Source organism: Enterococcus sp. PLH-Efm8 (genome assembly GCF_053011625.1).
Window position 1 is genome coordinate 2,182,501 of record NZ_CP172568.1, and the last position, 22,627, is coordinate 2,205,127.

The following is a 22,627-nucleotide window of genomic DNA, read 5'->3' on the forward strand; positions in this document are numbered from 1 at the left end:
TCCGCCGTACTCAGGATCCTCCTAGGTGTCTTCCACATTTCGTCTACGGGGTTTTTACCCTCTTTGACTGACTTTTCCAAGTCATTCGACTATCTGAAAGAACTACCATATTGGAGTCCTACAACCCCAACAAGCAAGCTTGCTGGTTTGGGCTTTTCCCGTTTCGCTCGCCGCTACTCAGGGAATCGAATTTTCTTTCTCTTCCTGCAGGTACTTAGATGTTTCAGTTCTCTGCGTCTACCTCGAATGTGCTATGTATTCACACAATCGTAACATCCTATTAAAGATGTTGGGTTCCCCCATTCGGAAATCTCTGGATCATAGCTTACGTACAGCTCCCCAAAGCATATCGGTGTTAGTCCCGTCCTTCATCGGCTCCTAGTGCCAAGGCATCCACCGTGCGCCCTTATTCACTTAACCTTATCAACCTTACGGTTGGGTTTTGATCCTTCTTCTAGCGATAGAAGTTAGATCAAGAAAATAAGCAATTGAACTTATTAAAAAACTCTATCCAGCTCACAAATCAGCCTGTACGGCAAAAAGATCGATCGTCTCATAAAATCAAAGATTTTATAGCCGTCCGCCTATTTTGCTTTAGGCTAAACAATTTGTTCAGCTTTCAAATTCAACGCGGTGTTCTCGGTTTGTATTACTTACATTTACTTCAAATATCCAGTTTTCAATGAACAAAAGTGTTTGAGAGTAAACCTCTCAAAACTGAACAAAGTAAAAACAAATTGTGTAGTCTCCGTAATATTCCTTAGAAAGGAGGTGATCCAGCCGCACCTTCCGATACGGCTACCTTGTTACGACTTCACCCCAATCATCTATCCCACCTTAGGCGGCTGGCTCCAAAAGGTTACCTCACCGACTTCGGGTGTTACAAACTCTCGTGGTGTGACGGGCGGTGTGTACAAGGCCCGGGAACGTATTCACCGCGGCGTGCTGATCCGCGATTACTAGCGATTCCGGCTTCATGCAGGCGAGTTGCAGCCTGCAATCCGAACTGAGAGAAGCTTTAAGAGATTAGCTTAGCCTCGCGACTTCGCAACTCGTTGTACTTCCCATTGTAGCACGTGTGTAGCCCAGGTCATAAGGGGCATGATGATTTGACGTCATCCCCACCTTCCTCCGGTTTGTCACCGGCAGTCTTGCTAGAGTGCCCAACTGAATGATGGCAACTAACAATAAGGGTTGCGCTCGTTGCGGGACTTAACCCAACATCTCACGACACGAGCTGACGACAACCATGCACCACCTGTCACTTTGCCCCCGAAGGGGAAGCTCTATCTCTAGAGTGGTCAAAGGATGTCAAGACCTGGTAAGGTTCTTCGCGTTGCTTCGAATTAAACCACATGCTCCACCGCTTGTGCGGGCCCCCGTCAATTCCTTTGAGTTTCAACCTTGCGGTCGTACTCCCCAGGCGGAGTGCTTAATGCGTTAGCTGCAGCACTGAAGGGCGGAAACCCTCCAACACTTAGCACTCATCGTTTACGGCGTGGACTACCAGGGTATCTAATCCTGTTTGCTCCCCACGCTTTCGAGCCTCAGCGTCAGTTACAGACCAGAGAGCCGCCTTCGCCACTGGTGTTCCTCCATATATCTACGCATTTCACCGCTACACATGGAATTCCACTCTCCTCTTCTGCACTCAAGTCTCCCAGTTTCCAATGACCCTCCCCGGTTGAGCCGGGGGCTTTCACATCAGACTTAAGAAACCGCCTGCGCTCGCTTTACGCCCAATAAATCCGGACAACGCTTGCCACCTACGTATTACCGCGGCTGCTGGCACGTAGTTAGCCGTGGCTTTCTGGTTAGATACCGTCAAGGGATGAACAGTTACTCTCATCCTTGTTCTTCTCTAACAACAGAGTTTTACGATCCGAAAACCTTCTTCACTCACGCGGCGTTGCTCGGTCAGACTTTCGTCCATTGCCGAAGATTCCCTACTGCTGCCTCCCGTAGGAGTTTGGGCCGTGTCTCAGTCCCAATGTGGCCGATCACCCTCTCAGGTCGGCTATGCATCGTGGCCTTGGTGAGCCGTTACCTCACCAACTAGCTAATGCACCGCGGGTCCATCCATCAGCGACACCCGAAAGCGCCTTTCAAATCAAAACCATGCGGTTTTGATTGTTATACGGTATTAGCACCTGTTTCCAAGTGTTATCCCCTTCTGATGGGCAGGTTACCCACGTGTTACTCACCCGTTCGCCACTCCTCTTTTTCCGGTGGAGCAAGCTCCGGTGGAAAAAGAAGCGTTCGACTTGCATGTATTAGGCACGCCGCCAGCGTTCGTCCTGAGCCAGGATCAAACTCTCATAAAAAGTTCGAACAATCTTGCGATTGTTAAGCTCAATTTGTTTGCTAGCATATTGCTTGCTTGTTAAAAATGTTTGTTGTCTTGAATTGAATCAAGACGCCCTACACATTTGGTTTGTCTTACTTTGTTCAGTTTTCAAAGGTCTACTTCATCGGGAGTGTTTCCCGATTCGTTTTTGGCTGCTGTAGCAACTTTTATATCATATCAGAGAGACAAGCGATTGTCAACTCTTTTTTAAAAGTTTTTTTCGATTTCGTTTTTCGAAATCTTTCAGCAACTCATTTATCATAACTTATCGTTTGTTATTTGTCAAGAACTTTTTTGAAGTTTTTTTCGATAGAATCAAGCTTCGCAAGTGGTTCTTTTTTAACGACTCAGTTATCTTATCATGTCGTTAGTAACATGTCAATAACTATTTTTTAAATTTTTTAGAAATGTGATATAACATCCACTTCAGAATCAACGCTGTTAAATTTATCATGTATTTCTTCCTTGGTCAACTATAAATTAAGCATTACTTTGTGAAATGATTTTTCGATCAATTATTATTATTCGTTATACAACCGTTTTCAACATATTTTGAAAATAAAATGCACTAAAAAACTATCTTTAGCAGAACATTTCATTGTATTTTTTGGACCAAACAATAAAAAAAGAAGTTTGAAAAAAATTCAAACTTCTTTGTTCGCTTAATCTGTATTTTAGAAGAAAGGCACTCCCTCTACTTCGTAAGTTCCAAGAACAGAGCGCATTTGACCTGGTTCTTCCCAAATATATCCTTCGCCTAATTCTTCTCTTTGATTCTTTTGTTCAGTTTCAAAGACAAACAACGGAACATTTTCCTCTTTAATATGTGTATTTGTCAATTCCATCAAACTAATCTTGCTAACATCGATATGAACTATTTCTTTTAAGAAATTAAGTATATTCGCTAAACCAGTCTTTCCTTCAGAAAGTTCCGCTAACGCAAATTCCAACTTGTCATCAATTGAATGGACCAAAAATTTTTTAGTACCATCCTCCAAATGCAACATAATTGTACCAGCAACTCTTTTGCTTGCCAAAATTTCCACCTCGATCAACTTGTTCTATGGCTTACATAAAAATTCTAGCACATTTTCAGAAAAAATACACTTTTTATTTCTTATTTTCTTTCCGTTCTAGTTCAGATAATGCTTCTTCTATCCAAATAGGTAACTGCTCCGCAATAGTGGTAAATCCGATCTTACGATTTTTATTCGTGAAATACCTTTTTCTGCGATATGGAACAGCTGGATTTGTTTTTTCTAACGTTCTTAAAGATAAACTGATTTTTTTGGAATATTCATCAATGTCGATGATCTGAACTGTTACTGGCTGTCCGACTTTTAACAATGAATGGATATTTTTCGTATAACCGGATTGTACTTCTGAAACATGAATAAGTCCTTGCGTCTCGTTATCAAGAGAAACGAATGCGCCATAAGGCTGTATCCCTGTCACTTTTCCTTCAATTATTTGTCCAATTTTATAAGTCATCTACTTCCCTCTCTTCGCATTTATCATTATACTGTAAATAGCTCAAAAAAAGAAGCGACGAAAATGACTGGAGGTCTTAAGATGATCGAATTTGATAAACAGATTTCAAGAAAAGATACAGAAAGTGTAAAATGGGACGCAATTGCTGAGACATATCAAATGGATGACTTACTTCCTTTGTGGGTAGCAGATATGGACTTCTTGTCTCCCGGTGGGGTAGCTAAAGCGTTTAGTGAATACATCAAACATGGAATCTTTGGTTATGCCACTCTGTCTGATAAACTATATCAGGCTATCATTCATTGGGAACGCCAACACCATGCTGTGGAGTTGACGAAAGAAAATATCGTTTTTACAAGTGGTGTGTTAACCAGTTTAGCTGCAGCAGTACAAACTTTTACAAAACCAGGCGATTCTATTTTGATTCATGACCCAGTTTATCCTCCATTTTCCTCTATTATAGAAACAAATCAACGTCACATCGTTCGAAGCTCTTTGCTAGAAAAAAATAATCATTTCATCATGGACTTGTCTGACATGGAGAAAAAAATCGAAGAAAACAATGTAAAAGCAATGATTTTATGCAATCCTCACAATCCTGGAGGGCGTGTTTGGAGCAAAGAAGAATTGAAACAGTTAAGCGAATTGTGTTTAAAACATCAAGTGATTCTGTTTAGTGACGAGATCCATCAAGATTTAACTTTATTCGATCATACATTTACTTCCATGCTAACGATTGATCCTAATTTAGATGATCTACTAGTTGCTTTTACTTCCGCAACCAAGACTTTCAATCTAGCTGCAATCAAAAATTCAATGGTATTTATCAAAAATCCAGAGATGAAAGCTGATTTTGAAAAACATTTAGTGATGAACCAACAGCACGAAATCAACACTTTTGGACTGATTGGAACCCAAGCGGCTTATGAGACGGGTGGAGAATGGTTAAGCCAACTGATTCCTTATCTAGAAAAAAATGTTCAAACAGTTAATCAGTTTTTTGAACAGTATCTTCCGAAAGTGAGAATAATGAACCCTGAAGGAACTTACTTAATGTGGTTAGATTTTACCGCCTATATTTCAGACGACCAAGAATTGGAGAACACTCTTGTTCGGAAAGGAAAAGTCGTATTAAATCCTGGCATCACGTTTGGTCCTTCCGGTCATGGGCATATGCGCTTGAATATTGCTTGTCCAGAAGAAACTTTACTGGAAGGACTTAATCGAATCAAGTATGCTTTAGAGACAATCGATTAAATCATTTATTCAAAATAAAAGGACGAGACCTTACTAGGTTTCGTCCTTTTTCATAATTACTCCGTACCATACCAAACTATTCTGAAATTTCAATTGTTTCAATCACTACATCATGTACAGGTCGGTCTTGTGGACCACGTTGTACATTTGCGATTTCATCTACTGTGTCCATCCCTTCTAGTACATGTCCAAAGACTGTATGTCGGAAATCTAGCCAAGGAGTTCCGCCACCTTTATACGCTTCAATGATTTCTGATGGGAATCCAGCACCTTCTAGTTGTCCAAGCATATTAGCTGGCACATTTGTGTTATTTACAATAAAGAATTGGCTTCCGTTTGTGTTTGGACCTGAATTTGCCATAGATAAAGCTCCGCGAAGGTTGAACAGTTCACGACTGAATTCATCTTCAAAACTTTCGCCATAAATACTTTCGCCACCCATTCCTGTTCCAGTTGGATCGCCGCCTTGGATCATGAAATCAGGAATAACGCGGTGAAAAATCACGCCATCATAATAACCTTTTTTGGAAAGTTCAATGAAATTTTGAACCGTCTTCGGTGCTAGTTCAGGGAATAATTGAACAGTAATGTCACCACGGTTTGTTTTGATAACAGCTTTTGGTCCTTTTTCACTTTTTAAATCTAGTTGTGGGAATGCCATATTGTTTCCTCCTCGTAAAATATCATTTGTCTAATAGTTTTTATTCAAAATGTTTCTAGATTATAAAATTTATTGAATAACACATTCCTAACGGAATTTGTTTCGATATTGTGTGATTTCTCAGAGTACAATGGATGTATGGAAAGGATCCAACGGGAATTTGCTATTTCCTCCTGTAGCGTTTGTCTACCCTGTTTAGTCTGTTACCCGAACCACTGTTATCACTACCAACTCATTAGCTGTTTCGATAATGGACTAGACTTTCAAATAGTAGTTTGGAAGGCAGCTTCTAGCTCTTTTATCACCGTATTCTATTAGGCGAGGTTGTGGCTATACAGTGAGTTTCTGGGAAATCCCACAGTATCGAAGCATTTTCCAAAATTTATATCGAAAGGAGGTCCTTCTTCCATGAAATTATTTGTCGGTATTGACGTTAGCTCTGAAAAACTAGATGTTTGTTTTTTAACAGACGACAATCAATTGTCTATCTTATCTGAAATCTCTGTTGCCAATGACATCGAAGGTGCTTCATTCATACGAGAAACAATTCTTGAATTCAATGACAGCTACCACTTTGATCAAATTGTGATTGGCATGGAGTCAACGTCCATGTACAGCTTCCATCCTTCCATGTTTTTTCATGAAGATGAGAAACTAAAGAAGCTCAACACACTTGTAACGATTGAAAATCCTTTTCGGGTGAAACAATTTAGTCGCATGTTTGATGAGAATAAAACTGATCGAAACGATGCATTAAGAATCGCTGATTTCTTGCGTATTCAACGATTCACAACTTCCCCTATCAAAGAAGAGAAATACATGGCCTTACAGCGTTTAACACGTACTCGCTATCAACTTATTAAGCAATTGATTCGTACAAAGCAACATTTTCTTGAAAATCTAACGTACAAATGTAATACGCTTGCTCGAGAAATGCGAGACGAATCGACGAGTCTTTTTAGTGCAACCCTCATTTCACTCATGACGGAAGATTTCACATTGGATGAACTTGCTGAGCTTCCTTTAGAAGCTTTCTGTGATTTACTTCAAGAAAAAGGAAAAGGCCGTTTCAAGCAACCAGAAAAAATCGCTAAAGCAATTCAACGTGCAATTACCATGAGTTACCGCCTAGGTGCTCTTGCACAAGAATCAATTAATGTTGTTTTAAGTGTTCTCGTACGAGAAATACGAGCACTTGAAAAAAATATCAAAGAATTAGATAAAGCCATCGAACAAGTAATTGTTGTCATTCCAGAATATCAATGCTTAACCAGTATTCCAGGCGTTGGTAAAGTCTATGCTGCCGGTTTAATCGCTGAAATTGGTCAAATCGAAAGATTTGAAGATCAGACAAAATTGGCAAAATACGCTGGATTAAGTTGGAAAGTGAACCAATCTGGAAACTATCAGTCGCAAAATACACCTCTGACAAAACAAGGAAATCGATATTTTAGATACTACTTAGTTGAAGCTGCCAACTCTGTAAAAAATTATCTTCCTGAATACAAAGCTTTTTATCAAAGTAAATATAAGGAGGTTCCAAAGCATCAACACAAACGTGCACTCGTCCTAACCGCAAGAAAATTTACGCGTCTGGTGGATACGCTACTACGTAAACACCAACTCTATACGCCACCAAGGAGTGTGATAGAGAAATAACAATCCGTTATTGACGCAAATCCTTGAATCAACCCGAAAAAAATTTGATTTTGATCGGGTCTAGTTTCGTGCGCTTCAAAACATATTACTCAATAAAGAAAATCTTAAATTTCATCTTGACTTATCACCATTAGACTAATATTTGCATACTTCATAATAATAATAACATAATACCTAACCTCTCGTAAAAATACTAGATTTGTTTTCTTTTATTTTTCATCACTAGATACATTCTATAACTTACCGTTTCGATTTCGAATTCAAACATTTTTGAGAAGCATTCTCAATTAAATTCTGCTATAGTGTGAAAAGGGAGGAATTTTTATGGAAATCTATGACATTACAATCATCGGTGCAGGTCCTGTAGGGATGTTTGCCGCTTTTTACGCAGGAATGCGCCAAGCTAAAACAAAAATCATTGACAGTCTACCTCAACTTGGTGGTCAATTAGCAACTTTGTATCCCGAAAAATATATTTACGATATTCCTGGGTATCCAGCAATAAAAGCAAGTGAATTAATCGATCAATTAGAAAAACAATTAACTACTTTTAACCATACATTCCATTTAAAAGAAGAAGTTCTCTCGCTTACTCGTGAAGACGAAGTTATCGAGATTACTACAAATAAAGGCATCCATTATTCCAAAGCAGTCATTTTAGCTTTAGGAAATGGTTCATTCCAGCCAAGAAAATTGAATTTAGATAATGCTGAATCATTTGAAAACCACGGATTGGATTATTTCGTGAATGATTTGATGAAGTATGCTGGAAAAAAAGTCGCTATTGCTGGAGGTGGTGATTCTGCTATCGATTGGACGTTGATGTTAGAGCCTATTGCAAGCGAAGTTTACTTGATTCATCGTCGCCCGGAATTTCGTGCGCACGAACATAGTGTATCACGCTTGAAATCTTCATCTGTCAACTTGCTTACTCCCTATCTCATCGATGGATTATCAGGCAATAATGGGGAACTGACAGATATCCGGTTAAAAAAAGTGAAAAGTGACGAGACGATTGATTTGATGATTGATTCTCTGATCGTCAATTATGGATTCTCTTCTAATTTAGAACATCTTTCTTCTTGGGGACTTGATAGTACCAGAAATGCCATTACTGTAAAATCAGATATGTCTACTTCTATTCCAGGCGTTTATGCAGCTGGTGACATCTGTACCTATGAAGGAAAAGTGAAACTGATTGCTACTGGGCTCGGTGAAGCACCTACTGCAGTGAACAACGCTTTACACTATATTAATCCAAAGGAACGAACTCAGCCTGGTCACAGCACAAGCTTATACGATAAAAATCTTCGTCCTAGTTGATTTTTTATATCTCTTTGCATTTCAAGTTAAACCCGAAAGCAGTTTCTTGCATTTTTTTCATGTTCCGTTAACATGAAATAGAGAAAGAAAAAATAAAGGGGGAGCAATAATATGGTCGTCAAAACTGAGACTTTAGAAGAAAAGGCAAGAGAACTATTGAAGGAACGTGGCGTAACTGTAGAAGATATCGCACAACTTGTCATGTTTTTACAAAAAGACTATATTTCTGATTTGACTTTGGCGGATTGTACTGAAAGTGTCAACAGCGTGCTAACAAAGCGTGAAGTACATAACGCCATTATCACTGGAATCCAATTAGATATATTAGCAGAAAAGAAAAAATTGATGAGTCCGTTGCAACATATTATCGAAGATGACGAAGGCCTTTACGGTATCGATGAGATCCTAGCCTTGTCAATCGTGAATGTTTACGGTACGATCGGCTTTACGAATTATGGTTATATCGACAAGGTGAAACCTGGTATTTTAAAAGAACTAAACAGCCACGATGGCGTTCATGTCCATACCTTCTTAGATGATATCGTCGGAGCGATCGCCGCTGCTGCTGCCAGTCGATTAGCACACAAAGAACCAGAAAAAAGAAGTCGCCTTACTCAATAATTCAACAAAAAAAGAAAGAAAACGTCTATTTAGACGAGTTCTTTCTTTTTTGTTTGTTTCAAGCTATTTTTTCCTAAGAAAAGAAAAACAGCAAAAAATAATTCTAATAATACAAAAAATAAGATAAAGCTATGCATGAAAAATTCTTCTGGAAGTACATTGATGATTGGATCAGTAACGGGATCGAATAACCAGTCATCGTTGTTGAAAAACGTTTCATGAAAAAGGATAAAAAAGCGATCAAATCCTATCATCATGAAAAAACCGAAAACAACTGGCAGTAACATGCCGATTTGAAACGGACGAATCAACCGCCAAAGCCGATCATTCTTTTGCAAATATTTGATAAACAAAATACTCGGGATCAAAGTGATGAAAAACACAGCATAATCCACTAAAAACAAAATTTTCACTTCATAAAAGTGATGGGCTCCGCTAGCAGAAACTGGGAAATCTGGCAAGCTGAGGATGGTTTTGAAGGGATTATTGAGATAATTCATTAGGTGATCAAAATTTTTCAGTAACGTCTCTTGATCTAAAGAAGTATAATCCAAAATTTGCAAATGTCCGATATCAAATACGTATAGTGGTCGAAAGTTGATCGTCACACCAACTGCCAGACTGATCAGTGTCAGAAATAGGCTGAACAATCCAGCATATTCCATCCACTGCCATCTCGAATTTTTCATATTAGAAGCTCCATTCATCCAGTGATTGTTTCACATAGGTAGCTGGGATAGGCAACCCAGGTACATCTTCTTCTTTTGTAAAACCTGATAAAACGAGCAAAGTATCTATATTATTGCGTATCCCAGCTTGGATATCTGTTTCATAGTTATCTCCAACCATGATTACTTCTTCTTTTTGCAGCCCTAATACTTCAACGGCTTTATCCATAATGATGGCTTCTGGTTTTCCGATGTAGATCGGCGGCGTTTGGGTTGCTGTCTCTACAAAAGAGATGACTGACCCTGCTCCAGGAAGAAGGCCGCGTTCAGTAGGTATATTCTTATCTGGGTTCGTTCCAATGAAAGTAGCACCTTTTTGAATAGCAAGTGTTGCTTTAACTACTTTTTCATAGGTCAGATAATTATCTAAGCCTACCACTACATAGTCAGGAGCCTCTTCTTCCCATGTAAATCCGGCAGCTAAAATCAAGTCAATCAATCCTGCTTCTCCGATAACATAGACTTTTTTCCCTTTTCCATCTGCTTTCATAAAATCGATTGTTGCCAAAGTAGCTGTGTAGACTGTCTCTGGAGCTACATGAATGTCAAACTCATCTGCTAGACGATTAGCTACTGTTTCTGGTGACTTAGTCGTGTTATTGGTAACAAACAAGAAAGGTAATTTTCTTTTTTGCAATTCTTCCACAAATCGTTTACCGGCCGGTATGGGTTGTGTCCCACGATAAATCGTTCCGTCTAAATCAATTAAATATCCTTTATAGTCCATTCATCCACTACTCTTCCCTTTTTCTGATCGTAAATGCTGTTTTTGTTTTTTCTACTTGTTTAGGTTGTTCTTGTTTTTTTACTTTTTCAGAGGTTTTTGCTGACTCTGTTTTTCGATTTTTAATAACCGGTTTTTTGCGATTAGATGCGACTGGTCCTTTTTTCTCATCGATATACGCACGATTATGGTTTTTTTTCTTTTTTCGGCGCTGAGTTGTCTTTTCTTTTTTACCGCCGATTCTCTCGATGACAAAATACGCACAACCAAAATTGCAATATTCGTAAAGATAGTCTTCCAAGGAATCGATTCGCTGATCTGGATGCGCCCGTCGATTATCCGCTTGGAAAAATCCTTTTAGGCGTAGTTGTTCATAACCCCAATCTCCTACGATATAATCATATCGGGCTAGTACATCACTGTAACGTTCTCCAAGCTTTTCTGCATTAAATCCTTCACGATAATCGGACACAAGCCGATAATGTCTTTCACCTATCAAAAAATTACTGTCATCTAACAGTGTCACTAGCTCGCCTTTGACTTTTTCTGCTTTAGGCTCCTCAACGATTTCTTCCAAAGCAGCTGTCAGTTCTTCGGTGACTGTTGTTTCCTGTTCAGCTGATGATTTTTTCTTAGCAATTTCTGTTTTATGCTCAACGTTCTGCTGTTCATTTTGTTTTGCAGACATGCGTTCACCACCTATCTTTTTTATTATACCTTGTTTTTATTTGATTGGGTAGTGAGCTTTCAAGTAATCTCCTACCACACTTCGGATAAATTCAGGGAACAAAAATTCATTTTTTCCAGCAATCTCAATCGTTGGAAAAAATGGAACAAACATCAAATGATCTACGGTAGTAAAAGTATAATTTTTATTCAGATCGATTGGCTTGTTCTTCCAAAAGACTTGATGGTTAATAGAATCATATGTGATTCCATTATAGACCATCTGCCCAAAAATCTTACCGCGAAATCCCATTCCCTTCATAGGATAGTTACGTAAAAAGTTACGATTTTTTTCTATTTCTAAAACTAAGCGGATCAGATCATTTCCACCCAATGTGACATTTAACAAGTGCATCGGATGCGGCAACGCAGTGTGAAGCTGATCCTGATTGACCCGCCCTTTTGGAATTTCAGTTAAAAACAGACCACTGTTTAATATTGCTGCTTCCGTCTTTCCTCGTTCTTTCACCGCCTCAAAGGCTACTTGGATAAACGAATGCTCATTGAAGATATCTAGACTCAGAGAAAATGGCAAATCTGCTACTTCTTTTTCTTTTAATAATTCATGCCCACGTTCTAGATAACTATTTATTTCTTGTTCATCTTCTGTAAAAGCTGTCATTGTTTCGGTAGGGATGGCTTTGGCTGAATGCTTAAGGATTTTTTTCTCTTCATCGATGGTTAAATGGACTTCACCGACATACTGCCCGTACTTTCCAGCGGCTGCTATTTGGACATCATTGATTACGTGACCTTCTCTGAATAAATGATGGGTGTGCGATCCTAAAATAACATCAATTGCTGGTATTTCTTTTGCAATTTGGAAATCATCCTGAATCCCGAGATGACTCATCAAAACTAAAACATCCACTTGTGAACGTAAATCTTCGACTAATTCTGGCAAAATATCATAAGGATTCCGTATGTCCCAGCCATTCGGATTATAAGTAAGCGGAAATGGAGCAGTAAATGCAATTAGTCCGATTTTCGTCTGGTGTTTCGTTGTAATGATTTTATATGGTTTCGTCCATGCCGGTGGCTGGAGCGTATTTTTATCGAATAAGTTATCCAGGATGATATCAAACTCAGCATGATCGTATAAATGATTCAACTCTTCTTTGGAATTTCCTACGCCTTCATTGTTTCCTATCGTCGCTGCATCATAACCAACTTCATTCATCAGCAAGATATTTTCCTGTCCATTCGTTGCTTCTGACAATGGATGCCAACGATCCACAAAATCACCTAGATCTACTGCAATCGTTGTCGTTTTTTCTTTCTTTTCGTTTTCTCGTTTACGTTGATCCAAAAACCTTCTGATCCTTGGCCAATTTTCTAAATGAGAATGCAGATCATTCGTATGTAAAATCACTATTTTTTCCATGTACCCTCTCGCCTCTCTTTATCTTTATCATACCATAGGCAGCTTTTTCTTCCATTGAAACAAGCTCTATTTCAGAGTTTTTCCTGCCTTGAAGCAAATTGTATAAGTACAATATTCGATAAATCAGTCTGGCTAAAAAATCAGGAACATTCATTTTTACAGTACTATAAAAATAAAAAAAACAGACCCGAAAGTCTGTTGTCGTTTCATTATAATCAGACACATGGCGGAACCTGCTTAGTGCTGCTTCCTTCCAGACCTGACACGCTTCACAAGCCCACCATTGTCCTAGCCTTTCGGCAAAGAATAGTATACCTTATTTTTCATTCGTTGACCAGTCTTTTTTTAATTTCTTTTTTCGCTGGCGGAGCTTTCGGAAAAAGTCAGTCAAAATCATCCCACATTCGTCTTCTAAAATGCCACCTTCTACATATGCTTGGTGGTTAAACCGCTCGTCCTCCAAAAGATTCATCAAGGTACCGGCTGTTCCGCCTTTTGGATCATACGCGCCGAAATAAACTTCTGCTACACGAGACAAAATCATCGCGCCGCTGCACATAGGACAAGGCTCTAAGGTAACAAAAAGTGCAGCATCTTCCAAGCGCCAGCTTCCCACTTTTTCACAGGCTTCCTTGATTGCAAGCATTTCTGCATGTGTAGTAGCATCTTGCGTGGTTTCTCTAAGGTTATATCCTCTTCCAATCACTTTTCCATCCAATACAACCACTGCTCCAATCGGAACTTCATGAAGCATTTCTGCTTTCTTTGCTTCTGCCAATGCAAGGCGCATCCATTTTTCTTTTTCTACTGCATCAAGATTTGTATTTACCAATTACCCTTCCCTGCCTTTGTTTTTTCTTGTTTTACTTTAGCATATGATAAAAAGGCTGTAACTAACTTTTTTTTCTATGGTAAAATAAATACAAGAGGTGAACAAGATGAAAATGGATAAATTACTTGCTCTTTACCCACAAGCACAGAAAAAAAACTCTCCAGCATCAGAAGCGGATATCCTTTCTTTTGCAATTGATGATGCTTTTATCTGGATCAAACAAGATTCATTATCTCAACAAGAAACCAGCCTTTTGAAAGCGTTATTCCCTGTAATCAACGATCAAAAAAAACACCCATGGTATCACTATCTTTTTAAAGATGCTTCTTGTGTTCAAGAAAAAAGCTTTCGTTTGATCCAGCTTCACGTCGAATCAAAAGGAGAATTCTTAAAAAAAGAATGGCAAGATACTATTTTGGAATTATTTCGCTATTCTGCTGATTTCTTTTTTTATACAGACACAGATGCGCTCTTAGTCGAACAAATAAACCGTGATTATCTTGATGCTACTGAAATCAACGGTATTTTTCTATCTTTAGATGCTGATTTTGATACGACAACGTCTGTATTCGTTGGTTCTTTCCATTCACCTGGCACCGACCTCGTCCCTTTGTTTGCTGAAGAAAGAAAAATTTTTTTAACAGAGCAAAACAATCTTTATACTCACAGCCGTACTTTTTCTATGCAAGATGTGGCTTTACATTACTATACAAAAGATACTGTAAAAGATAGTAAGTTGATCAAAAGTTACATAGAACTGATCAAACAAAATGAAATGGAAGTGATCATTCAAGAATTATGGAATGAATTAGGCAATGTCAGCTCTGCTGCAAAAACACTGTTTCTTCATCGTAATACTCTAAAATATCGAATCGAAAAATTTCAAGAACAGTCTGGTTTCAATCTAAAAAAAGCCAACGATTTACTGTTTTGCTATCTTTTATTGCTTCATGAACATAATTAAAGATAGATTAAAGGGGTTGTGACAATAATTTTGTCACAACCCCTTATTTCGAATGAATAGTGTTCAAAAGCTAGTTTCTCTTACATCATTTTTTCAACAAAATGCATTAGCCGGTCTTTTACATCTTCGGTTGAATCTTTGATTGAATCACCATAAACAGAGATTTTCTTTTTTCCTGATTTGATTTTTGCTAACATTCCCATCAAAGAATCCAAGTCACTATCTGAAAGACCATCTACGATTTCTAGTAATTTTTCATTTCCATCAAATTTGTCATAGACGAATTTTTTTACTTTCGTCCGAGTAGTCATATGATGGATCTTTTCCATTACTTTTCCCGATACAACGACTGCTGTCGCTACACTGGCAGCGGCTGCTACGCTTAATCCGATTGTTACTTTTGTTGATGTTTTCATAAGTATCAGCTCCTTTTTATCTATCTCCATCATAGCATAGACAAAAAAATAAACGAACTAATCCACTCAGTGAAATCTCAATCCTTTAGGGAAAAAGTTCTTTACTGTTCCTTTTACTTGTTTCCCAAATCCGACAGGTATCTTATCTAATACTAGCAAAACCCATCCTTGATTCCCATCACGTTGAAATGTTTCTCCTGCTGTGTAAGATTGCCATTCCTTTTGAGTGATCGGCAAGCAAGGTATATTCTCTATCTTTTTTGTAGCAAGCGCTAATGCATAGCTAGGTTCAAATCGATTCTTTTTGAAATCTCCTAAATGCAAACCTGTACGTACGACTTTTAAACCATCGAGAGAAGGGGCTAACTCAGGAACTTCCCAAAGATGGTCGTTGAACACTAAAAGTCTTCCAGTAGCTTCATAATGAAAATCATTTGAAAACTCCGTCCAGAGTTTTTCCTGCTCTTTTGTCATTTGCACTTTACTTTTTTTTCGTGTCTTCTTTTCTTTATGCATCTGATTTTGTCCATGAAAAGTCAGCTTTGCAACAAAATGTCCTTCACCCTGATCTTTATGAGGCCATATACGTATTGTTTTTTCCAAACCAGCTACGCTTCCCCATTCAGAACGTCCTGAACTAACGGATTGAGTCAAAGGAATCTCCTCAATCGTTACTGGATAATTTTCTACAAGCCAGCTAATGATCTCTTCATTTTCTTCTGGTGCAAACGTACAAGTCGAATAAATCAGTTGTCCTTTATTTTTTAGCATTTTTATTGCTGAAGACAAAATCTCTTGCTGACGTTTTTGACAGTATAGCGGAGATTCTTCTGTCCACTCTTTTATTGCATTTGGATCTTTTCGGAACATTCCTTCTCCTGAACAAGGAGCATCAACCACGATCCGATCAAAAAAGCCCGAAAAATGAGGGACAAGTTCTGCGGGTGCATGATTTGTCACTATTGCGTTCGAAACTCCCCATCGTTCTATATTTTCTGATAAAATCTTCGCACGTTTCGGAAAGATCTCATTCGTCACTAATAACCCTTTCCCCTTCATTTGAGCAGCTAATTGGGTTGATTTACCACCGGGAGCCGCACACAAATCCAAAACTTTTTCACCGGGTTTTGCTGCAGCAGCTGTTCCAACGATCATTGCACTTGGTTCTTGGCTATATTCATACCCAGCTTGATGGAGGAAAGACTTTCCATTGACAGTGCCAAGAAATCCCTCATTGCTGTAGGGAGCGGGTTGTAATTCTTCGCTATGGTAAGTTTGGACCATGTCCAATCCTGCCGGTTTTAGTGGATTCCACCGAAATCCTTTTTTCACGCTTCCTTGTTCAAGCGCAGAAAAAAAATCGGATGCTTCTTCGCCTAAAAGAAGACGATATTTTTTGATAAATTGCTGTGGTAACGTTGTCGCTTCCTCCTTCATTCCAATGTTTCGTTAGACATTTTACAATCTTTTTTACGAAAAATAAAGGTGGCTGATCTACTTTTTCATGTTGCTGCCTAAGGTGACTGTTCCTTTAAGATATTTTCCAAGTATTCATCCGTCACCTCGTTTTTATCCCAAACAGCGTTCATCATTTCAAGAAAATCTTGAGAAGAATCATCTGAGCGCAAACTTCCCAATGCATTAAGCCATACCAATTCAAGCGACTTTTCTTCTTTGATCTTCGTGTGACCTTTGACATATGAGAAAAATGGCCGCTTAAATAGCGAATCCATGTCTAAATCAGATTTTGCAATGATTTCACGAATACTTTCATGGATAGAAAAAAAATCTTTCAATAAGTAGACAATGCTTAAAACATCATCGGAACTGCATTCAGCTAAGTAGTTTTCAAAATAAACAGTGATTTCTTCTAATATCTTCTCTTTTAACCCGCTGATTGATTTGAAATGTGTATAAATCGGGTATGTAGAACAACCGCAGAACTCTGCTAACTCTCTTGCAGTAATTGACTTCATTCCATATTCTTCCACGTATACCATACTTTTGAACAGCAAATATTCTTTACTATAATTTGTTACTCTCCCCATCATTCTTACCTCCGTCTCTTTTCATCTACCCATAAATAAATAACATAAATAATTCTAAAAATATTATTGATAATTATCAAAACATATTTAGTTATATCCATTAAAAATCAATTTTTCCGCCTTAAAAACAAGAATATCTTGACAAAATACCCTAGGAAATAAACAATAGAATAAACAAGGTAACAAAAAAATTAAATAACGTTATATAAAAAAGAAGGCGACACTCTGTGAGAATAACACAGACTGAAATGACTTTCCACTCACAGTTTTTGTCTAACTATATACAAAAACAGAATAAAAAGGAGGTATTTATGCTAATTGAAGCAAGAAAAAAAGAGTTACTTGTTCTACAAATGGTCATTCAAAAAAATAATTGTTCTTTACAAGAATTATCCAATGACTTACATATTCCAAAACGGACAATCAAAGAACTGATCCGAAAAATAAATGTATCACTCAAGCAATTTTTATTGATTGATGAATTTATTTATTCTAATCATAAAGGAGAGATCCAAACCAAAGAAACCGATCAAACTAAAAAGTTAGCTGTTTTTTCTAAGTTAAAATTATGCTACCTAAAAGAATCCAATCGTTTTAACTATTTGATGTTACTAATCAATTATCCACAAACTGCTGTACCAAAAAAATATTTACTTGAACAACTTTATATATCGCCCTCCTATCTCGAAAAACTGACAAAACAGCTCAATCATTCCTTAAAAAAATTCCATTTACGGATCCTATCTGTAAAAAATTGCTGTACTCTTGAAGGAAATGAGTTATCTATCCGTCTCTATCTTTACTTTTTTCTTTCAGATACATTTGGAGGTAACGATTGGCCATTTTCCTCACTTGAATTAAATGCACTAAAAATGAACAGTACAGATGAGCAAATAGAAAAAATTTCAAAACAAGAAAAAAATATCTACTTGCTGTTAACTTTATTCATATTACGAAACAAACAACAGGCATATTTTCCAAAAACTTCTTCTGAAATCACTGAATTGATGGACTTATTGCAGCATACACATGATTATTCAGAATACTTTACTTCTTTTTCAGTGAGTCGCCCTTGTGAAGAGACAGAAACAGAGAGAGCCTACTTTAATTATTTTTTCTATTGTTTTTTTCCAAATCAAATCTCTTTTCGACAAAAACAGGAGATTGGTTTTTTATTTTCCACAAGCAAAAACCTTATTTGTCGACAAGTCGGTCAATTGATGACTTACTTAACTCAACAGTTTCCTCTCAACCATTTAGAAAATAAAATACCAATTTATTTTTATTTTCTTGTGTTGGCAGTTGTTTTTTTCGAACTGTTGGGTGAATCCAGCAGTAGTTTTTCTACACTTTGCTTTCCAGAAGCCACGTCCAATCATTCTAGTTCTTTTATACAGGAAAAGAAATTAAGAGAAAAAATCGATACAATTTTTTCAAAAAATGGGGAAAGAAACCAAATCAGTCAATACCTTAGTCAATTGATCCAACACTTACTACAAACAGAAACGAAAGAGCAGTTACTCATCCATTTGCAGATAACCAAACAGTTTACAGGAAATTATCATCTTCAAAGCCATTTGCAGCAGTTATTTCGCAAAGATGCTGTTAAAATTACCGCATATTCAGAACATGCTGATTTGATCATTACAGATCAGCATGAGAAAATTTCAGATGAAACGGAGACTTTCTATCTGGATACAACGCACAATACAGTGTTATTTGGCAAGTTAATAAAAGCGGTTCATGAACTGTATATGAAAAAAGGTTATGAGAACAAAACAAAGAGGATGTGACAAAATTCTTGTCACATCCTCTTATTCCAAATAAATGGTATTCAATCAGCTAACTCTCGGTATTAGCTCAGATCAAAGCGCTGATTTCACAACTTCTTTATTTTAATCTCTTCGGTTGCCGCCGAACAATAAGATCAAGCGCAACAGCTGCAGGAATGTCGAAAGCGCTGCTGCAACATAAGTCAGTGCTGCTGCAAATAATACGTGTCTTGCCATCGGTACTTCTTCTTCCGTCAGTAGTCCGCCTTCACTCAAAATTTGGATTGCTCGCCGAGACGCGTTAAATTCGACTGGTAATGTCACCAATTGGAAAAGTAATGCTAAAGAAAAAGCGAAAATCCCGATATTGATTAACGTAGAGTTCCAGCTAAGCAATACACCTACCATAATCAAGGGGAACGAAATCATCGAACCAAAGTTAGCTGCTGGAACAAGTGCTGCACGAATCTTCAATGGGACATAACCCGAAGCATCTTGTACCGCATGTCCGCATTCATGAGCTGCTACACCTATCGCAGCAACTGAAGTAGACTGTGCAGTTGCTTGAGACAAACTCAACATCTTATTACCTGAATTGTAGTTATCTGTGAGATCTCCGGCAATTTGTTGAACACCGACATTATTTATCTGTTGACTTTGTAATATATATTGTGCTGCTTGTGTACCAGTCACATTGTTTTTGCTTCTCACTTGATCGTATTTTCGGAAAGTACTATTGACGTACGCTGACGCAATTCCGGAAATAACTAATCCAAGAATGACCAAAAGAAATGTCGGATCTAAAAAACCATACATTCCATAACCATACATTTTCGTTTCACTCCTTTTCGTTTACTTTATTTTATCATTAGTAGTAGGAAAAGAATGTGAAAAGACCTTGAATATTCTTTAATTCTTTTTCACAAATTCCGATTTCAGTTTCATCGGTCCAAATCCTTCTACCTTGCAATCGATATTATGATCGCCTTCTACTAAACGGATGTTCTTGACTTTTGTTCCTTGTTTAATGGCACCTGACGCACCTTTTACTTTCAAGTCTTTAATCACTGTCACGCTATCGCCCTCTAACAGACGGTTTCCATTTGCATCTAATACCACTAATCCGTCTTCTATGACAGTTTCTTGTTCTTCTTTGTTCCATTCGTTCCCGCATTCTGGGCAAATCAACAAGCCTCGATCTTCATATGTGTACTCTGAGCCACATTCTGGGCAATTTGGTAATGTCATCTTCTTTCTCCTTTAAAATCTTTAGTGAGCACTATTGTAACGGAAAAAGAAGATCTTGAAAAGATACATTTGTGATTTTTACTACAAAAGGCACGTTTTCGAACGAAGTATCATTCTGTTTTTCTGCTCTTATACGATTGGCATATATCTTGGATCTCTTTATAGATTTCCTCTACTTCTGCTAAATCTTTTGCATTCGCACCACTTGCTAATGGATGGCCTCCTCCATGATGGCGTTTAGCCAATTCATTGATGATCGGCCCCTTAGAACGTAAACGTACGCGGTAATACCCTGAAGGCTGCTGAACAAAAATCCCCCAAGCCAGCACTTCGTCAATCACTCCAGGAAGTGAAACGATCGAAGCTGTCTCTGAATCATCGATTCCATATTTATCAAGAATTTCTTGCGGAAGGATTATTCTTCCTGCACCATTTTCATCCACCTGGATATTTTGATAAAGATAACCGGAAAGTTTAGCGACTTTCATCGGCATTTGTTCAATCTCTCTGTTCAAAGCACTTGCATCAAATGGATAATTTCTCAATATCGAAGCAATCTCTAATGTACGGGACGTCGTGGAGGGATACAAAAAGCGCCCTGTATCTCCGACGATTCCTGCATAAAGTAACCGTGCAGCCTTAACGTTCATCTTTAAAGATTCAGGAAACATCAAAGCAAATTCTGCAATCATCTCACTACAGCTACTTGCTTTTGTATTTACCCACACAAGATCTCCATAAGGGTCATCATTGGGATGATGGTCGATTTTGATCAGTTTTTCTGCCAACTGATATCTTTGATCACTGATTCTGGGTGAATTAGCTGTATCAGTCACGATGACTAGCGCTCCTTGGTAGAAGACATCTTCAACTTCTTGCATTTCTGCTAAAAAGCGAAGCCCTTCAATCGTTTCACCTACTTGACGTATTTCTTTTTCTGGGAAACTTTCCCGTAATAGTTCGGCTAATCCTACTTGTGATCCTAATGCATCAGGATCAGGGCGCAAATGCCTGTGGATAATGATTTTATCGTATTTTTTTATTGTATCTACTATTTCTTGCTGTACTGTCATTTCACTCCTGCTTTCTAAGAACGTTCCATTACTTGACAAACAACGATTGCTTTGGAAACGATGGTGTTTTCAATAAACACTTCGATATCCAGTTTAGCGGAACGTCTGCCGATTTCCAATACACGTGGACGAATGTCTAATTCGCTTTCCAATTGGATCAGCCGCAAATAATGTAGGTTCACTTGTTCAATCAAGATATTTCGTTTTTGGTTCATCACCATTGTTTTTTGTGCGACATCAGAAATGATTTCGCTAAGTACGCCAAAAGAAATGGTTCCAACGCCATTGACCATTTGTGGTGCTACTACGAATTTGAACTTAGGGTTTTCCAAACGATTTCCTTCACGGTCAGTATCAATCGTATGGATATTTCCAGATATCTGATCCGAAATCGTATCTGCAATCTGCGGTTGTCGCTGGACAAGCTGCATCGCTTTCATTACATCTTGCCGGGTAATCAAGCCTTCCAATGTCAAGTCATCGGAAACGACCGGCATGACTTCTAGCCCATCCCAGATCATTTGATGGCTAACAGAGGCAATACTCATTGTTTTCTTTACACTGATTGGTTCTTTCGTCATCACCCGATCGATGATCTGGTTTGGCGATTTCCCTAAAACATCTTTTGCCGTAACAATCCCCATCAAACGATGATGGCGGTTGACGACTGGAAAACGCGAATGCTGCGTTTCTTCTGACAAACGCTGATAATCAGAAATCGTATCTGTCTGCTGCAAATAATGAGTCTTTTCAGCTGGCATATAGATATCACTGACAAGCATGATATCTTTTTTGATCAATTGGTCGCTTAACGCTCGGTTGATCATGGTTGCGACTGTAAATGTATCATAAGAGGTGCGTAAGATCGGCATTTCAAGATCATCAGCTAGCTTTGCAATCTCAGCAGTCGTATTGAATCCTCCTGTGATCAATACTGCGGCGCCATCTTCCAATGCTAATTTTTGGACTTCCGCCCGGTTGCCGACGATCATTAGTGATCCTGGCGTAATATAGCGTTCCATGGCATGTTTAGTCATCGCGCCGATGACGAATTTATTCAAGACCTTGTCTAATCCTGCCGCCCCGCCTAAAACGTCCCCTTCAATGATCCTGACGACCTCGCCAAATGTCAAACGTTCAATATGTTTTTTTAATTTGCGTTCGATACGGATGGTCCCTACTCGTTGAATTGTTGAAACTAGTCCGACATTTTCTGCATCTTTGATTGCACGGTACGCTGTTCCTTCACTGACATTCAATTCTTTTGCGATGCTTCTTACAGAAATTCGATTACCAACAGGTAAACTTTCAATATATTCTAAAATCAAATCATGTTTTGTCGCCATTTTCTGC

22 protein-coding genes, 2 rRNA genes and 1 other RNA gene (1 of these 25 cut by a window edge) are annotated in these 22,627 nt (G+C 38.3%); 6 read left to right on the plus strand and 19 right to left on the minus strand.

What is annotated here, in order from left to right; all coding sequences use genetic code 11:
- The 4 genes from ACIFUW_RS10805 to ACIFUW_RS10820 form a co-directional block, all read right to left on the minus strand.
- Window positions 1–420, minus strand: a 23S ribosomal RNA gene (locus tag ACIFUW_RS10805) (it extends 2,495 nt beyond the left edge of the window).
- 344 nt (window positions 421–764) lie between these two features.
- A 16S ribosomal RNA gene (locus tag ACIFUW_RS10810) occupies window positions 765–2,324 on the minus strand.
- The 16S and 23S rRNA genes sit together here, the layout of an rRNA operon.
- Before the next feature lie 697 nt (window positions 2,325–3,021).
- Window positions 3,022–3,384 (minus strand): hypothetical protein, encoded by a 363-nt coding sequence (locus ACIFUW_RS10815; RefSeq protein ID WP_002287172.1) that lies wholly within the window; start codon window positions 3,382–3,384, stop codon window positions 3,022–3,024.
- Between the two features lie 73 nt (window positions 3,385–3,457).
- Entirely contained in the window at window positions 3,458–3,838 is a 381-nt protein-coding gene (locus ACIFUW_RS10820) for a CvfD/Ygs/GSP13 family RNA-binding post-transcriptional regulator (RefSeq protein WP_002287231.1), read from the minus strand.
- Between the two features lie 81 nt (window positions 3,839–3,919).
- Between ACIFUW_RS10820 and ACIFUW_RS10825 the strand changes: the two genes are divergently transcribed.
- Window positions 3,920–5,095, plus strand: coding sequence for a MalY/PatB family protein (locus ACIFUW_RS10825; protein ID WP_002296072.1), 1,176 nt, complete (start codon window positions 3,920–3,922; stop codon window positions 5,093–5,095).
- Window positions 5,096–5,171: 76 nt separating this feature from the next.
- Here ACIFUW_RS10825 and ACIFUW_RS10830 read toward each other — a convergent pair whose 3' ends face one another.
- Window positions 5,172–5,756, minus strand: coding sequence for a peptidylprolyl isomerase (locus tag ACIFUW_RS10830; protein WP_002287167.1), 585 nt, complete (start codon window positions 5,754–5,756; stop codon window positions 5,172–5,174).
- A 408-nt stretch (window positions 5,757–6,164) separates the two neighbouring features.
- Between ACIFUW_RS10830 and ACIFUW_RS10835 the strand changes: the two genes are divergently transcribed.
- The 3 genes from ACIFUW_RS10835 to ACIFUW_RS10845 all read left to right on the plus strand — a co-directional run bounded on the left by ACIFUW_RS10835 (window position 6,165) and on the right by ACIFUW_RS10845 (window position 9,359).
- Window positions 6,165–7,415, plus strand: coding sequence for an IS110 family transposase (locus tag ACIFUW_RS10835; RefSeq protein WP_002297404.1), 1,251 nt, complete (start codon window positions 6,165–6,167; stop codon window positions 7,413–7,415).
- 324 nt (window positions 7,416–7,739) lie between these two features.
- Window positions 7,740–8,738, plus strand: a complete 999-nt coding sequence (locus tag ACIFUW_RS10840) for an NAD(P)/FAD-dependent oxidoreductase (protein WP_002287165.1) — start codon at window positions 7,740–7,742, stop codon at window positions 8,736–8,738.
- Window positions 8,739–8,849: 111 nt separating this feature from the next.
- Window positions 8,850–9,359, plus strand: a complete 510-nt coding sequence (locus tag ACIFUW_RS10845) for a phosphatidylglycerophosphatase A family protein (protein ID WP_002287163.1) — start codon at window positions 8,850–8,852, stop codon at window positions 9,357–9,359.
- Window positions 9,360–9,388: 29 nt separating this feature from the next.
- On the opposite strand, the gene ACIFUW_RS10850 is transcribed toward ACIFUW_RS10845, so the two are convergent.
- The 7 genes from ACIFUW_RS10850 to tadA form a co-directional block, all read right to left on the minus strand.
- Entirely contained in the window at window positions 9,389–10,048 is a 660-nt protein-coding gene (locus tag ACIFUW_RS10850) for a TIGR01906 family membrane protein (protein WP_002287161.1), read from the minus strand.
- A gap of 1 nt (window position 10,049) precedes the next feature.
- Entirely contained in the window at window positions 10,050–10,814 is a 765-nt protein-coding gene (locus ACIFUW_RS10855; protein ID WP_002287159.1) for a TIGR01457 family HAD-type hydrolase, read from the minus strand.
- A 7-nt stretch (window positions 10,815–10,821) separates the two neighbouring features.
- The gene (locus tag ACIFUW_RS10860; protein WP_002287156.1) at window positions 10,822–11,499 is read right to left on the minus strand and encodes a YutD family protein; all 678 of its coding nucleotides are present in this window, start codon (window positions 11,497–11,499) and stop codon (window positions 10,822–10,824) included.
- Window positions 11,500–11,535: 36 nt separating this feature from the next.
- A complete protein-coding gene (locus ACIFUW_RS10865; protein ID WP_002287155.1) occupies window positions 11,536–12,921 on the minus strand; it encodes a bifunctional metallophosphatase/5'-nucleotidase in 1,386 nt (461 codons plus the stop codon).
- Entirely contained in the window at window positions 12,890–13,144 is a 255-nt protein-coding gene (locus ACIFUW_RS10870; RefSeq protein WP_002287235.1) for a hypothetical protein, read from the minus strand. Before ACIFUW_RS10870 ends, ACIFUW_RS10865 begins: the two co-directional genes overlap by 32 nt.
- An RNA gene (gene ffs / locus ACIFUW_RS10875) (signal recognition particle sRNA small type) lies at window positions 13,130–13,216 on the minus strand. Before ffs ends, ACIFUW_RS10870 begins: the two co-directional genes overlap by 15 nt.
- Before the next feature lie 21 nt (window positions 13,217–13,237).
- Window positions 13,238–13,753 carry a tRNA adenosine(34) deaminase TadA gene (gene tadA, locus ACIFUW_RS10880; protein WP_002287154.1) on the minus strand — a complete coding sequence of 172 codons (516 nt, stop codon included), beginning with the start codon at window positions 13,751–13,753 and terminating at the stop codon, window positions 13,238–13,240.
- A gap of 106 nt (window positions 13,754–13,859) precedes the next feature.
- Between tadA and ACIFUW_RS10885 the strand changes: the two genes are divergently transcribed.
- Window positions 13,860–14,717 (plus strand): helix-turn-helix domain-containing protein, encoded by an 858-nt coding sequence (locus ACIFUW_RS10885; protein ID WP_002287150.1) that lies wholly within the window; start codon window positions 13,860–13,862, stop codon window positions 14,715–14,717.
- 80 nt (window positions 14,718–14,797) lie between these two features.
- On the opposite strand, the gene ACIFUW_RS10890 is transcribed toward ACIFUW_RS10885, so the two are convergent.
- From ACIFUW_RS10890 to ACIFUW_RS10900, 3 genes are all read right to left on the minus strand, one after another.
- Window positions 14,798–15,133 (minus strand): hypothetical protein, encoded by a 336-nt coding sequence (locus ACIFUW_RS10890; RefSeq protein WP_002287147.1) that lies wholly within the window; start codon window positions 15,131–15,133, stop codon window positions 14,798–14,800.
- 66 nt (window positions 15,134–15,199) lie between these two features.
- Window positions 15,200–16,570 carry an RsmF rRNA methyltransferase first C-terminal domain-containing protein gene (locus ACIFUW_RS10895; RefSeq protein ID WP_002287145.1) on the minus strand — a complete coding sequence of 457 codons (1,371 nt, stop codon included), beginning with the start codon at window positions 16,568–16,570 and terminating at the stop codon, window positions 15,200–15,202.
- Between the two features lie 77 nt (window positions 16,571–16,647).
- On the minus strand, window positions 16,648–17,184 hold the full coding sequence (locus tag ACIFUW_RS10900) for a TetR/AcrR family transcriptional regulator (protein ID WP_002287143.1): 537 nt from the start codon (window positions 17,182–17,184) through the stop codon (window positions 16,648–16,650).
- Between the two features lie 308 nt (window positions 17,185–17,492).
- Between ACIFUW_RS10900 and ACIFUW_RS10905 the strand changes: the two genes are divergently transcribed.
- Window positions 17,493–18,974, plus strand: a complete 1,482-nt coding sequence (locus ACIFUW_RS10905; protein WP_002287140.1) for a helix-turn-helix domain-containing protein — start codon at window positions 17,493–17,495, stop codon at window positions 18,972–18,974.
- Between the two features lie 102 nt (window positions 18,975–19,076).
- Here the strand turns inward: ACIFUW_RS10905 and ACIFUW_RS10910 are convergent, their stop codons facing one another.
- From ACIFUW_RS10910 to ACIFUW_RS10925, 4 genes are all read right to left on the minus strand, one after another.
- The gene (locus ACIFUW_RS10910) at window positions 19,077–19,784 is read right to left on the minus strand and encodes a zinc metallopeptidase (RefSeq protein ID WP_002287139.1); all 708 of its coding nucleotides are present in this window, start codon (window positions 19,782–19,784) and stop codon (window positions 19,077–19,079) included.
- A 78-nt stretch (window positions 19,785–19,862) separates the two neighbouring features.
- Window positions 19,863–20,201 (minus strand): zinc ribbon domain-containing protein YjdM, encoded by a 339-nt coding sequence (locus tag ACIFUW_RS10915; protein WP_002287137.1) that lies wholly within the window; start codon window positions 20,199–20,201, stop codon window positions 19,863–19,865.
- Between the two features lie 110 nt (window positions 20,202–20,311).
- Entirely contained in the window at window positions 20,312–21,274 is a 963-nt protein-coding gene (locus ACIFUW_RS10920; protein ID WP_002287135.1) for a DHH family phosphoesterase, read from the minus strand.
- A gap of 14 nt (window positions 21,275–21,288) precedes the next feature.
- Complete coding sequence (locus ACIFUW_RS10925; RefSeq protein ID WP_002287134.1) at window positions 21,289–22,620, minus strand: DRTGG domain-containing protein; 1,332 nt, start codon at window positions 22,618–22,620, stop codon at window positions 21,289–21,291.
- Window positions 22,621–22,627 lie beyond the last annotated feature (7 nt).